Genomic DNA, 12,735 nt, shown 5'->3' with positions numbered 1-12,735 from the left:
AATGACCACCCTGCAGAGTGTCCCGGCTCTTGGGACGCACCCGGCCAACGGCTCCGCCGCCTACGGTTTCAAGGCAGTGAGCCGTGCCGAGACCCGGGAGCAGTTGTCCAAGGCGACATACGACCTCCTGGTGATCGGTGGCGGGATTCTGGGCATCTCCACCGCCTGGCATGCCGCACAGTCGGGCCTGCGGGTGGCCCTGGTCGACGCCGGCGACTTCGCCGGCGCGACCTCCTCCGCCTCCTCCAAGCTGCTCCACGGCGGTCTGCGCTATCTGCAGACCGGCGCGGTGAAGCTGGTGGCGGAGAACCACTTCGAGCGCCGTGCGGTCTCCCGTCAGGTGGCCCCCCACCTGGCGAATCCGCTCACGTTCTACCTCCCCGTGTACAAGGGCGGGCCGCACGGCGCGGCGAAGCTGGGCGCGGGTGTCTTCGCGTACTCGGCCCTGTCGGCCTTCGGTGACGGCGTGGGGCATCTGCTCTCGCCGTCGAAGGCCGCGCAGGACGTGCCCGAGCTGCGTACGGACAACCTCAAGGCCGTGGCCGTGTACGGCGACGACCAGATGAACGACTCCCGGATGGCGTTGATGACGGTCCGCGGGGCCGTCGAGTCCGGTGCCACCGTGCTCAACCACGCCGAGGTCACGGGCCTGCGCTTCACCCGGGGCCGGGTCACCGGCGCGGAGCTCAGGGACCGGCTCTCCGGCGAGGAGTTCGGCGTGTCGGCCCGTCTCGTGCTGAACGCGACCGGGCCGTGGGTCGACCACCTGCGGAAGATGGAGGACGAGCACGCGGCGCCGTCCATCCGGCTGTCGAAGGGCGCGCACCTGGTCCTCAAGCGCACCTCCCCCTGGAAGGCCGCGCTGGCCACGCCGATCGACAAGTACCGCATCACCTTCGCCCTCCCCTGGGAGGACATGCTGCTGCTCGGCACGACCGACGAGGCGTACGAGGGCGACCCGGCGGACGTCTCGGTCAACGAGAAGGACATATCCCAGATCCTCGACGAGGCCGCGTTCTCCATCCGCGACCAGCAGTTGTCCCGTGACCTGATCACGTACTCCTTCGCGGGTCTGCGGGTGCTGCCGGGCGGTCCCGGCGACACCTCGAAGGCCAAGCGGGAGACGGTCGTCACCGAGGGCCGGGGCGGCATGCTGTCCGTCGCGGGCGGCAAGTGGACGACCTTCCGGCACATCGGCCGGACCGTCATGAAGAAGCTGGAGTCGCTGCCGGGCCGTCCGCTCGGCGAGGACTTCGAGCCGATCTCCGAGCTGCCGAAGAAGCTGCCGCTGCCAGGTGTCGCCAACCCGCGCGCGGTCGCGCACCGGCTCCTGGTCGACGGTCCGGCCCCCGGCCCGCGCATGGGCGCCGACACCGCCAGGCACCTCTCCACGCACTACGGCTCGCTGGCCTTCGACATCGCGCGGCTGGCCAACGACAACCCGGAGCTGGCCGAGCGCGTCCACCCGGACGCCCCCGAGATCTGGGCGCAGGTCGTGTACGCGCGTGACAACGAGTGGGCCGAGACCGCGGACGACGTACTGCGCCGCCGTACGACGCTGACGATCCGCGGCCTCGCGACGGACGAGGTACGGGGCAAGGTGCAGGACCTGCTCGACAACAAGTAGACGTTCGCGTCGAGTTGAGGGGCGGCTGCCGCAAGGCGGCCGCCCTTCGGCATGCGTGCCGGGCCTCCCGCTTCGTACGATCTTCAGTATGCACAGCATTATTGACGAACCGTCAGCAACTGGAGTTGCTTCATGACGCGGGACCTGACACCCGTCGCACGCGTGCCCCGCACCGGGCTGCCCCCGCACGCCGTGGTGGTCGGTGACCCGGCGCGGGCCGCGGCCGTCGCCGCGCTGCTCGAGAGTGCGCAGGAGGTCTCGTACCACCGTGAATACCGTGTGTTCAGCGGGAGTTGGAAGGGGCTGCCGGTCGTCGTCGCCTCACACGGTGTCGGCGGGCCCGGCGCCATCCTGCTCTTCCAGGAGCTGGCCGACGCGGGGGTGCGCACGATCCTGCGGTTCGGCACGGCAGGTGCGATGCGGCCCGGGATCCGTGACGGCGATCTGGTGATAGCGGAGGCGGCCGTACGCGACGACGGAGTGACCCAGCAGCTGCTGCCGCCCGAGTATCCGGCGGTGGCCGCGCCCGAGGCGGTGCTCGCGCTCCAGCGGGCGGCGCGAAAGCAGGGCGCCCCGCACCACCGGGGCTTCGTCTGGACGCGGGCCGCCTTCCAGCCGGGGCTGATACCTCTGACCTCGTACGACGGGGCGGGGCTCGCCGCCATCGAGATGGAGCTGTCGGCGCTGCTCGTCACGGCCTCCCTGCGCGGGCTGACCGCGGGTGGCGTGCTTGTCATCGACGGCGTGAACGCGGACGAACTCGTCGACCGAACAACCACCGGCGGCTACGACCCGCATCGCGAGGTCGTCGCGGCGGGCGTGGAGCGCGGCAGTGTGGTCTCCCTCGAAGCCCTGCGCCTGCTCGCGGAAGGGGAAGCGCTGTGAGCGTTCCCGCTCAACGGACCGCCCGCGCCGACCTGTTGGTCCATGGCGGCGACGTTCTCACCGTCGACGGGGCCGGCACGGTCGTAGCCGACGGAGCCGTGGCCGTCCGTGACGGCGAGATCCTCGCGGTCGGACCGGCCGCGGAGCTGCGGGCGCGCCACCGGGCCGCCGACGACCTCGACGCGACCGGCTGTCTGGTGCTCCCGGGACTGGTCAACGCACACACCCACCTGGCGATGACACTGCTGCGCGGCCGCGCCGACGACGTGACGCTGCAGGGTTTCCTGGAGCGGGTGATCCGCTGGGAGAGCGAGCTGCTGTCGGCGGAGAACGTCGCGGCGGCGGTCCGGGTCGCGATCGCCGAGAGCGTACGGGCCGGGGTGACCTCGGCGCTCGACATGTACTGGTTCCACGAGGCGGCCGAGCGGGTCGCGCGCGAGGCGGGCTGGCGGCTGCACACGGGGCCGACCTTCATGGACGTACCGGCCCCGCCCGACGGCATCGCGTACGGGGACCGGCTGGAGTGGGCGCGCCAGGACCTGGCCGGCCGAGCGCGGCGGCCCGGTACGCGTCCCGTGCTCTTCGCGCACTCCACCTACACCCTCTCCCCCGCCCAGCTGACCGAAATCGCCGCGCTGGCAAGGGAGTTCGGCGCGCTGCTGCACATCCACGCGGCGGAGAACGCCACTGAGGTCGCGACCGTCGCGGAGCGTTACGGCAGGCGTCCGGTGGAACTGCTCGACTCGCTCGGGCTGCTCGGCCCCGATCTGCTGCTGGCCCACACCGTGGACCTGACCGGCCCCGAGATCGCGGCGCTCGCCCGGACCGGCACCTCGGTCGCCCACTGCCCGGTGTCGAACCTCAAGCTGGGCTGCGGCATCGCCCCGGTGCCCCGGCTGCTGGACGCGGGGGTGACCGTCGGCCTCGGCACGGACGGCGCGGTCAGCTCCAACACGCTGGACGTCCTGCGGGCGCTGGGCACGGCCGCCCTGGTGCACAAGGCGGCCGGCGACCCGACCGCGGTCGGCGCCGAGCAGGCGGTGCGCATGGCCACCATCGAGGGCGCCCGCGCGCTGGGCCTCGACGCCCACCTGGGTTCGCTGGAGGCGGGCAAGCGGGCCGACCTTCTCGTCCTGGACCTGGGCGGTCCGCATCTGGCTCCCCGCCACGATCCGTGGTCGACGCTGGCGTACTCGGCGCGCGCCTCGGACGTACGGGACACGGTCGTCGGCGGGCGGATCCTGATGCGCGGCCGTACGCTCACGACGCTCGACGAGGCCGCCGCGCTTGCGGATCTGGCGGCCCTCGTGTCACCGTCCGACCTTGTGTGATCGTGATCGTCACTGACGGGCTCTCCGGGGCGACGGAAGCCGCATAATGAGACATCGGATGTCTGAGCGACATATCTGATCGACAGGGAGGCCCGCCATGGCAGTCACCGATGAGGCGATCGAGAAGATCAAGGGAATGATCGTCTCCGGCGCGCTGCGCCCCGGCGACCGCCTTCCGAAGGAGAGCGAGCTCGCCGCCGATCTGGGCCTGTCCCGCAACTCCCTGCGGGAGGCGGTGCGGGCACTGTCCCTGATCCGCATCCTGGATGTGCGGCAGGGCGACGGCACGTACGTCACGAGCCTTGATCCGCAGCTCCTCCTCGAAGCGCTGAGTTTCGTCGTGGACTTCCACCGCGACGACACGGTCCTGGAGTTCCTCGCGGTACGCCGCATCCTGGAGCCGGCCGCGACGGCGATGGCGGCGCTGCGGATCAGCGAGCAGCAACTGGACGCGCTCACCGCCCAGCTGGACGCGCTCGGCGGTGCGCCCTCGGTGGAGGAACTCGTCGCCTGCGACCTGGAGTTCCACCGGGGCATCGTCCAGTCCTCGGGCAACTCGGTGCTCTGCTCCCTCCTCGACGGCCTGTCCGGTCCCACGACCCGCGCCCGTATCTGGCGCGGCCTGACACAGGAGGACGCGGTCAGCCGCACCCTCCATGAGCACCGCGCGATCCTCAGCGCCCTGCGCGACCGCGACGCGGAGGCCGCCCGCTCCTGGGCGACCGTGCACATCGCGAGCGTGGAACAGTGGCTGCGCTCCACGTTGTGACCGGCCGGTCGGCGACGGCGCCCGGCTCCTCCGCTCCGGCTCACCGGGCCTGGGGACGGTTCGGACATCCGACCTCTGTCGATCGTCCGGCGCGGGGCGCCACCTCGAAACAACGTCCGGACCCATGGTGGAAGTTGGCCGGGGACAGCTCGGACGGCTGCGGGGTGTTCGGGAGTGACGAACGGGGCAGTGATGCGGTCACTCCCCCACACAAGGGGGCTGCGGGCGGTCCCCACGCAAGCCGTAAGGTTGGGGCGTACGCGAGGGCACGTCGGAAGGAGGCACTGGGTGATCGAGCTCGAGGGGGTTCCCGAGCTGGTCGACCCGGTCATGGTGGCCGCGTTCGAGGGCTGGAACGACGCCGGCGACGCCGCCTCCACCGCGGTCGCGCATCTGGACAGGGAGTGGAAGGGCGAGGTGTTCGCGGCGCTCGACGCCGAGGACTACTACGACTTCCAGGTGAACCGCCCGACCGTGTGGCTGGACGGCGGAGTCCGCAAGATCACCTGGCCGACGACAAGGTTGTCGGTGGTCCGGGTCGGCGGCGAGAAGCCGCGTGACCTGGTGCTGGTGAGGGGCATCGAGCCGTCGATGCGCTGGCGCTCGTTCTGCAACGAACTGCTCGGTTTCGCCCATGAGCTGGGCGTCGAGCTGGTCGTCATCCTGGGCGCCCTGCTCGGCGACACCCCGCACACCCGTCCGGTCCCGGTCAGCGGCGTCACGTCCGACCCGGACCTGGCCCGCACGATGGACCTGGAGGAGACCAAGTACGAGGGCCCCACGGGCATCGTCGGCATCCTCCAGGAGGCGTGCACGCACGCGGGCGTACCGGCGGTCTCGCTGTGGGCCGCCGTGCCGCACTACGTCTCGCAGCCGCCGAACCCGAAGGCCACGCTGGCCCTCCTCAACCGCCTCGAGGACCTCATCGACATGCGCATCCCGCTGGGCGAACTGCCCGAGGACGCGCGGGCCTGGCAGCTGGGCGTGGACCAACTGGCCGCCGAGGACAGCGAGGTCGCGGAGTACGTACAGACGCTGGAGGAGGCCCGGGACACCGCCGAGCTTCCGGAGGCGTCGGGCGAGGCGATTGCCCGCGAGTTCGAGCGGTATCTGCGCAGACGGGACGGGGGCGGTCCGGCTTCGCCGCCCGGCAGCCACGCCACGGAGAGCGGCGATCCCGCCACGTACCTCAGGGACGGCCCGGGTGGCCGCGTTCGGCCGCCGAAGCCGCAGCGGCCGGAGGCCACGGACGGGGCGGCCGAGGACGACACATCCGACTCCTCGGACTCCTCCGAGGGCGACGCGTCGGGGGCGTCCGGCACGAAGGGGACGTCCGGCTCCTCGGAAACTGAGGACGCTTCGGACGCCGAGTCCTCGGGCTCCGAATCCTCCGGCTCATCAGGTTCCGGCTCAGGCTCCGGATCCTCGGAATCCGGTTCTTCCGATTCCTCGGAGGACTGACCCAGCAAGACCGACGGAGCGAGACTGCCCGGGCGATATCGACCGGGCGAAGGGGCGGCGCGCGTCGGGCGCGCCACCCCTCGCGCGTCAGACCTGACGCACCGCCACCGCGTCGTACTCCGTGTCGGGCGTCGGCTCGACGTCGAAGCGCGCGTTCGGCAGGTAGAGACGGTCGCCCCACGCCGCGGCCGTCGTCGGGATCCGGAAGCGGGGGTCGGTGATCCGGGTGATCACCGTGCCCCTGGTGCCGGCGGAGTTCAGCCGGAACACGTCGATCGCGTTCTGCTGTTGCTGGACGACGTAGAGAGTCCGGCCGAGGAGCAACAGCCCGTCGCCGTTGGGGATCCTGGCTCCGCCGAGGTCGACCGCGGCGGCGGTTCCGGTGCGTCCGTCGACTCGCATCAGCGTGCCGCCGTCGGCGAAGGCGTTCACCACCAGGAGCGCGCTGCCGTCCGGTGTGCGCTCGATCCCGTTGGCGGTGAAGTCCGTGCCCTGCTGCCAGTCGCCGCCGAGCGGCACGGTCCTGACGGCCCCGGGCCTGCCGTGCCGGTCGAGCGCGAGCCGGTAGAGCCGGGGCGCGAAGGAGTCGGTGAACCAGGCGGCGCCCGGCGTGAGGATCACGTCGTTCACGAACGTGCCGCCGACGGCGTACGACTTCTCGATCTCTCCCGTACGGACGTCGACGGTACGCAGATCGCCACCGGCCCCGCCGCTGACGAACAGGCGGCCGTGCCGGTCGATCTTCAGTCCCACGCTGGGGTGTCCGGCGCCGGGGCCCTTGCTGATGACGGAGCCGCGCCCGGTGGCGAGGCTCGCGCGGTAGATGTCGCCGTTGGCCAGCGACCCGAAGTACGCGAACGGGGCGGAGCCGATGGCTATGCCCTCCGGCTGGAAGCCGTTGGGCAGCGGGAACCGGTCCGGCCAGTTCTTCCGCGATCCCTTCCGCGGTCCCTTCTCCGGCGATTCGGCCGCGTGCGCCGTGCCGCCCAGGAGTGCCGCTCCTCCCAGGGCGGCGGCCGTGGTGAGGAGTCTTCGACGTGCGAAGGAACGGTCTGCGAGTGCCACTGTGCGTCCTTCCACGAGAGGGCCGGCGCGGGGCCGGCCCGACGGTCAACAGACGCTGTCACCCCATCACATGACAACCGTCTCCGCTGCCTTTGGCCGGATTGTGACGTGACATCTGTTTCAGGACGGATTGCGCACGGTACCCAATTCAACTTGTTTTCAAACGCAGTTGGCGAACTCGGGGGTGGACGAGTCGGTCCGGGAGGAGCAAGGTGTGCCCCGGAGGACACCGACCGGAGGCACGACTCTCGACAACTCCAGCACCCGCACAAGCACTTGCACGGACCGAAGGGAGCGGCACGCGATGACCGACCAGGCACAGCCCGCGCAGGGCCCGGGAGCGTCCGGGCCAGGGCCCGACGGAGCGGGATTCACCTACCGAGGAGCCGAGCAGGAACTGATCGTCGTCGCACGGCCCGAGGCCCGGCTGCGCGCCGGGGCCGAAGGGGTCCGTTCGGCGGCCGGCGCCGACGTGTCGGCACTGAACATGTTCCTCAGCGACGAACAGCTCGCCCTGCAACCGCTGTTCGGCAGCGAGGAGCGGCTGCAGTCGGCGGCCCAGCCCTCGGCCCCGGGCGCCGAGACACTGCCCGACCTCGGGCTCTTCTACCGCGTACGCGGCGTCGAGAGCCGGGCCCAGGAGCTGCGTTCGCGGATCGCGGCACTGCCCGAGATCGCCACGGCGTATGTGAAGCCCGGTGCCGTACCGGCTTCGGTGGGGTCCGTGGGACACAGCACCGACGAGAGCCGACGGCGCAAGGAAGGCGCCCCCGTCACACCCGACTTCACCAGCCGCCAGGGCTATCTGCGCCCCGCGCCCGAGGGCGTGGACGCGCACTGGGCCTGGCAGCGGCCCGGCGGTTCGGGCCAGGGCGTCACCGTGATCGACGTGGAGGGCGCCTGGCAGCTCGGCCACGAGGACCTGGCCGCGAAGCTCGCGGGTGTCGTGGTCGGCACCCCGATCCAGGACCTGGCCTGGCGCAACCACGGCACCGCCGTCATCGGTGTGATCGGCGGCGACCGCAACGAGTACGGGATCACCGGCATCGTGCCGGACACGGTGACAGCCGCCGCGTCGTTCCACGGCATCGGCTCCGCGGCCGCGATCCACGCGGCGGCCGACCGGCTGAACGCCGGGGACATCATCCTGATCGAACTGCACAGCCCCGGACCGCGGTTCGAGTTCGCTGTGCGCGACGACCAGCGCGGCTACATCGCGCTGGAATGGTGGCCGGACGACTTCGCGGCCATCCGGTACGCGACCGCCAAGGGCATCCTGGTGGTGGAGGCCGCGGGCAACGGCGGGGAGTCCCTGGACGACGCGGTGTACGAGCGCCGGCCCGACGAGTTCCCGGAGTGGTGGCGCAACCCCTTCAACCCGTCCAACCAGTCCTCCGGTGCGATCGTGGTCGGCGCGGGCGCTCCGCCGCCCGGTACCCACGGCCGCGACCACGGCCCGGACCGCTCGCGTCTGGCGTTCTCCAACTACGGGGCGCGGGTGGACGCGCAGGGCTGGGGCCGTGAGGTCACCACGACCGGCGGCTTCTGGGACAAGCCCGGTGATCTGCAGGGCGGCGCCGAGGAGATCGCCTGGTTCACCGACACGTTCTCCGGGACCTCCTCCGCCTCCCCGGTGGTGGTCGGCGCCCTGGCCGCGCTGCAGGGCATGCTCAGGGCGGCCGGCCAGGAACCGATGGACCCGGAGCGGGCACGCAGGCTGCTGCGGGCCACCGGCTCCCCGCAGCAGGACGCGCCGGGCCGGCCCGCGTCACAGCGGATCGGCAACCGGCCCGACATCAAGGCGGCGGTCGCCCATCTGCTGCCTGAGGCGGTCGGCTCGGGCCAGGCCGAACGGTACTGGGACGAGTTGCTGCCGTATCCCCGTGAACTCCCGCCCAGGCTCCGGCTGTTCGTGGCCGGTGGCTGGCGGAGCCTGAACAACCCGTCCGCCGAGATCCGCCAGGCGGTGCACTCCGCCTTCGCGGGCGGACGGCCCGACGTACGCGTCTGGTTCTCGGACGACGAGATCGTCGGCCTGGTCGTCACGGGCTGACGCGACCGGCCGTCCCCCGGACCGGTCGTCCCACACAGACCGGCCATCGCTCAACGACCCAACCATCGCTCGACAATTGAGGGAAGGTGGCACCCGCATGAGCACCACCCCGCAGATGAGCCAACAGAGCCAGCAGGGCCAACTCCAGGGCCGGCAAGGTCAGCAGCAGGGCCCGAGCACCGCTCCCCCGCAGCAGCAGGGGCAGCAGGGCCAACAGCAGGGCTACGGCCAGCAGATGCCGTTCGGGCAGCAGCAACAGCAGCCCTTCGGACAGCAGATGCAGCAGCCGTTCGGCCCCCAGGGCATGGGTCAGCAGCAGATCCCCCAGCACCCTCAGCACCAGCTTCCGCAGCACCTGCAGCAGCAGCTCCAGCAGCTCGGCCAGCAGCAGCCGTTCCAGCAGCTGCTTCACCAGCTCGGCGGGCAGCAGCAGGGACAGGAGCAAGGTCAGGGCCAGGGCCAGCCGTTGATCGTGCGCAGCGCGGTCGAGGCCGCGGCACTGACGAGCGGTGTGGCCGAGCACTTCTGGGACGTCGTCACGCCGCTGCCGGGCCAGCCGTCGATCCTCTACCTGTACATCGACCAGGGCTGGCGTCCGCTGGTCAACCCGAACCAGGTGACGCATGACGAGGTCCAGGAGGCCTTCGCCTTCGGCCAGCAGGTCATCGGCGTCTACGACTCCACGAGCAACACGATCCAGGCCGTCATCGTGAACAAGTAGGCCGTCGTCGTGGGCAAGTAGCACCGAGCGGCAAGACGAACGACCCACCGCAGAGAGGGCGCCGGACGGGCAACGACCCGTCCGGCGCCCGGCGTTGCTAGAGGGCCACGCCCAACAGGGCGTCCACGGCACGGGAGACGACGCCGGGGGCGCCCTCGTCCGTGCCGCCGCGCTCGGCTTGGAGCACGGCCCAGCGGTCGACGGCCGCGAGCGCGGCCGGCGCGTCCAGGTCGTTCGCGAGGGCCTCGCGGATCTCCTCGACGACTGCGTCGGCGGACGGGCCGTCGGGCCGCGAAACGGCGGCCCGCCAGCGCTCCAGGCGCGCGAGGGCGTCCTGGAGCACCTGGTCGGTCCACTCCCAGTCGGCCCGGTAGTGGTGCGAGAGCAGGGCGAGCCGGATGGCCGCCGGGTCGACGCCGTCACGCCGGAGCGTCGACACGAAGACCAGATTGCCCTTGGACTTGGACATCTTCTCGCCGTCGAGCGCGACCATGCCGGCGTGCACGTACGCCTTGGCCATCGGGAACTCGCCGGTCAGCGCCTGCGCGTGGGAGGCGCCCATCTCGTGGTGCGGGAAGGCGAGGTCGGAGCCGCCGCCCTGCACGTCGAAGCCCATGCCCAGGTGGTCGAGGGCGATCGCGACGCACTCGATGTGCCAGCCGGGCCGGCCCTGCCCGAGCGAGGCGCCGTCCCAGCTCGGCTCGCCCTCGCGGGCGGCCATCCACAGCATCGGGTCGAGGGGGTTCTTCTTGCCCGGACGGTCCGGGTCGCCGCCGCGCTCGGCGGACAGCAGCCGCATCGCCGCCGCGTCCAGGTTGGACACCTGGCCGAAGTGCGGGTCGGACTCGACGGAGAAGTAGACGTCCCCTTCGAGTTCGTACGCCGCACCCGCGTCCCGCAGTCGCTCGACCAGCGGGACGATCCCGGGTATGGCCTCGACGGCGCCGATGTAGTGCTTCGGGGGCAGCATCCGCAGGGCGGTCATGTCCTCGCGGAAGAGGGTGGTCTCCTTCTCGGCGAGAGAGACCCAGTCGACGTTGTCCCGCGCGGCGCGCTCCAGCAGCGGATCGTCGACGTCCGTCACGTTCTGGACGTAGTGAACCTGCCGCTTGGTGTCGAGCCACACGCGCTGAACGAGGTCGAACGCGTTGTAGGTCGCCGCGTGACCCAGATGGGTCGCGTCGTACGGAGTGATGCCGCAGACGTAGATACGGGCGACGGGACCGGGGTCGAGGGTCACGGGACCACCGGTCGCGGTGTCGTGGATCCGGAGGTCGCGGCCCTTGCCGGGCAGGGCAGGGACGTCGGAAGCGGGCCAGGCATGCATGTCTTGAGCCTAACCGGACGGATGTTCCGTATACGAACCGGACCAGGCCAGATGGCCGGGAAGGCCCTCTTGCGTACGGATCCGGGGTGTGCGGCCCCGACTAGACGGGCGGCCACGGGATCGCGGGCCAGTCCCCCGAGGGCTCCGGATGCCGGCCCGAGTCGAGCAGACCGGCCACACGCGCGCGCGTGGCGCCCAGTTCGGCCGCGGTGATCAGCTCCCCCAGGCGCACGCCCAGCGCCCCGTCCAGGGCGCCCCTGAGCCGCTCCAGGACCTCGACGGCCTCGGGGGTGAGCCTCTCCCCCGCCCAGCCCCACAGCAGCGTCCGCAGCTTGTTCTCGGCGTTGAAGGTGACCCCGTGGTCGATCCCGAACAGCCGGCCCTCGGGCGCGGGCAGCAGATGCCCGCCCTTGCGGTCACCGTTGTTGATCACCACGTCGAGGACGGCCAGCCTGCGCAGCCGCTCGTCGTCGGCGTGCACGAGCAGCGCGGTGCGCCCCTCGCCGACCTCGGCGAATCCGACGGCCTTCCAGCCCGCGCCGGGCTCCTCGCCGTCGACCAGCGCGAGCAGCTCCGAGCCCTCGGACACCGGGTCGATCCAGAGCTGGCACATGCCCTCGCCGTACGGCCCGTCGCGAAGGATCGTGGTCGGGACGAGCCCCCAGCCGGTCGCCTCGGACACCTCGTAGGCCGCGACCTCCCGCTGGGCGAGGTTCCCGTCGGGGAAGTCCCACAGCGGGCGCTCGCCGGCCACCGGCTTGTAGACGCAGGAAGCTTTCCGTCCCTCGTACGTCACTTCGCACAGCAGCACCGCGTTGGAGGCCTCACGGATGCGTCCGCGCACGGAAAGCTCACCCTCGGCGAGCAGCTCGGCCGTGGTCACGCTTCGCGGCGGTATCCGTTCTGGCGCGGACATACGTGTCCTTCCGGGTCTAGCGGGAGACTGCACAGCGGGCAGGGCGGCCGGCCGGCGTTGACGACGTCGAGGGCGCGCTTGGCGAAGGCACGGGCCTGGGCTCCGGTGAGGCGGACCCGCAGCATCGGCGGACCGTTCTCCTCGTCCTGCAGGAGCTTTTCCTCGGCCTCGGCGAGGTCCTCCTCGGAATCGGCGTCCAGCTCCACGAGCGCCTGGGCCTCGACGATCATGCGCTGGTCGTCACCGTCCCAGGCCAGCGCCATGGTGCCGACCCGGAACTCCTCCTCGACGGGAGCTTCGAGCGGGGCGGTGTCAGAGACCTCCGTCGGGGCCATCGCCGGGACGGGAGCGCTGCCCCCGGTACGCCGTACGACCTCGTCGAGAAGCTCGTCCATCCGTTCGGCGAGCGCCGCGACCTGCGTCTTCTCCAGGGCCACACTGGTCACCCGGGGTCCTGAGGAGGCCTGCAGGAAGAAGGTACGGCGCCCTGGCAGCCCGACCGTGCCGGCCACGAAACGGTCCGGCGGGTCGTAGAGGAACACCTGACGGGACACGTCCTGTCTCCATTGGATCGATCGAC

The 12,735-nt window shown here is 71.4% G+C and carries 12 protein-coding genes; 7 read left to right on the top strand and 5 right to left on the bottom strand.

The features are described from left to right. Position 1: 1 nt before the first annotated feature. The 5 genes from QF035_RS40870 to QF035_RS40850 all read left to right on the top strand — a co-directional run bounded on the left by QF035_RS40870 (position 2) and on the right by QF035_RS40850 (position 6,073). A complete protein-coding gene (locus QF035_RS40870; protein ID WP_307526338.1) occupies positions 2–1,627 on the top strand; it encodes a glycerol-3-phosphate dehydrogenase/oxidase in 1,626 nt (541 codons plus the stop codon). Positions 1,628–1,759: 132 nt separating this feature from the next. After that, on the top strand, positions 1,760–2,512 hold the full coding sequence (locus QF035_RS40865; RefSeq protein WP_307526336.1) for a nucleoside phosphorylase: 753 nt from the start codon (positions 1,760–1,762) through the stop codon (positions 2,510–2,512). Then, positions 2,509–3,843 (top strand): amidohydrolase, encoded by a 1,335-nt coding sequence (locus tag QF035_RS40860; protein WP_307526334.1) that lies wholly within the window; start codon positions 2,509–2,511, stop codon positions 3,841–3,843. The genes QF035_RS40865 and QF035_RS40860 overlap by 4 nt, the downstream gene beginning before the upstream one ends. Positions 3,844–3,940: 97 nt before the next feature. After that, entirely contained in the window at positions 3,941–4,612 is a 672-nt protein-coding gene (locus QF035_RS40855) for a FadR/GntR family transcriptional regulator (protein ID WP_269650917.1), read from the top strand. A 288-nt stretch (positions 4,613–4,900) separates the two neighbouring features. Continuing rightward, positions 4,901–6,073: a PAC2 family protein gene (locus tag QF035_RS40850; RefSeq protein ID WP_307526331.1), complete on the top strand. Its 1,173-nt coding sequence runs from the start codon at positions 4,901–4,903 to the stop codon at positions 6,071–6,073. 87 nt (positions 6,074–6,160) lie between these two features. Here the strand turns inward: QF035_RS40850 and QF035_RS40845 are convergent, their stop codons facing one another. Beyond that, a complete protein-coding gene (locus QF035_RS40845; RefSeq protein WP_307526329.1) occupies positions 6,161–7,138 on the bottom strand; it encodes an SMP-30/gluconolactonase/LRE family protein in 978 nt (325 codons plus the stop codon). 304 nt (positions 7,139–7,442) lie between these two features. Between QF035_RS40845 and QF035_RS40840 the strand changes: the two genes are divergently transcribed. Next, positions 7,443–9,191, top strand: coding sequence for a S8 family peptidase (locus QF035_RS40840; RefSeq protein WP_307526327.1), 1,749 nt, complete (start codon positions 7,443–7,445; stop codon positions 9,189–9,191). Here the strand turns inward: QF035_RS40840 and QF035_RS40835 are convergent. Beyond that, entirely contained in the window at positions 9,181–9,636 is a 456-nt protein-coding gene (locus QF035_RS40835) for a hypothetical protein (protein WP_307526325.1), read from the bottom strand. The genes QF035_RS40840 and QF035_RS40835 overlap by 11 nt on opposite strands. Positions 9,637–9,657: 21 nt before the next feature. Here QF035_RS40835 and QF035_RS40830 point away from each other — a divergent pair, with 21 nt between their 5' ends. Then, positions 9,658–9,912 (top strand): hypothetical protein, encoded by a 255-nt coding sequence (locus QF035_RS40830; protein ID WP_307526323.1) that lies wholly within the window; start codon positions 9,658–9,660, stop codon positions 9,910–9,912. 97 nt (positions 9,913–10,009) lie between these two features. Here QF035_RS40830 and mshC read toward each other — a convergent pair whose 3' ends face one another. The 3 genes from mshC to QF035_RS40815 all read right to left on the bottom strand — a co-directional run bounded on the left by mshC (position 10,010) and on the right by QF035_RS40815 (position 12,709). Then, complete coding sequence (gene mshC, locus QF035_RS40825) at positions 10,010–11,239, bottom strand: cysteine--1-D-myo-inosityl 2-amino-2-deoxy-alpha-D-glucopyranoside ligase (protein ID WP_307526321.1); 1,230 nt, start codon at positions 11,237–11,239, stop codon at positions 10,010–10,012. A 100-nt stretch (positions 11,240–11,339) separates the two neighbouring features. Continuing rightward, a complete protein-coding gene (locus QF035_RS40820) occupies positions 11,340–12,155 on the bottom strand; it encodes an SCO1664 family protein (RefSeq protein ID WP_307526320.1) in 816 nt (271 codons plus the stop codon). Continuing rightward, the gene (locus QF035_RS40815; RefSeq protein WP_307526319.1) at positions 12,119–12,709 is read right to left on the bottom strand and encodes a DUF3090 domain-containing protein; all 591 of its coding nucleotides are present in this window, start codon (positions 12,707–12,709) and stop codon (positions 12,119–12,121) included. The genes QF035_RS40820 and QF035_RS40815 overlap by 37 nt, the downstream gene beginning before the upstream one ends. Positions 12,710–12,735: the final 26 nt, after the last annotated feature.

The organism is Streptomyces umbrinus (assembly GCF_030817415.1).
Taxonomy (GTDB): Bacteria; Actinomycetota; Actinomycetes; order Streptomycetales; family Streptomycetaceae; genus Streptomyces; species Streptomyces umbrinus_A.
Note: the sequence above shows the minus strand (reverse complement) of the source record. Positions and strands in the feature narration are given on the sequence as shown.

Bases quoted from the DNA above. Each gene is read 5' to 3' on its own strand.
- QF035_RS40870 (WP_307526338.1), top strand. From the start codon at position 2: ATGACCACCCTGCAGAGTGTCCCGGCTCTTGGGACGCACCCGGCCAAC.
- QF035_RS40865 (WP_307526336.1), top strand. From the start codon at position 1,760: ATGACGCGGGACCTGACACCCGTCGCACGCGTGCCCCGCACCGGGCTG.
- QF035_RS40855 (WP_269650917.1), top strand. From the start codon at position 3,941: ATGGCAGTCACCGATGAGGCGATCGAGAAGATCAAGGGAATGATCGTC.
- QF035_RS40840 (WP_307526327.1), top strand. From the start codon at position 7,443: ATGACCGACCAGGCACAGCCCGCGCAGGGCCCGGGAGCGTCCGGGCCA.
- mshC (WP_307526321.1), bottom strand. From the start codon at position 11,239: ATGCATGCCTGGCCCGCTTCCGACGTCCCTGCCCTGCCCGGCAAGGGC.
- QF035_RS40820 (WP_307526320.1), bottom strand. From the start codon at position 12,155: ATGTCCGCGCCAGAACGGATACCGCCGCGAAGCGTGACCACGGCCGAG.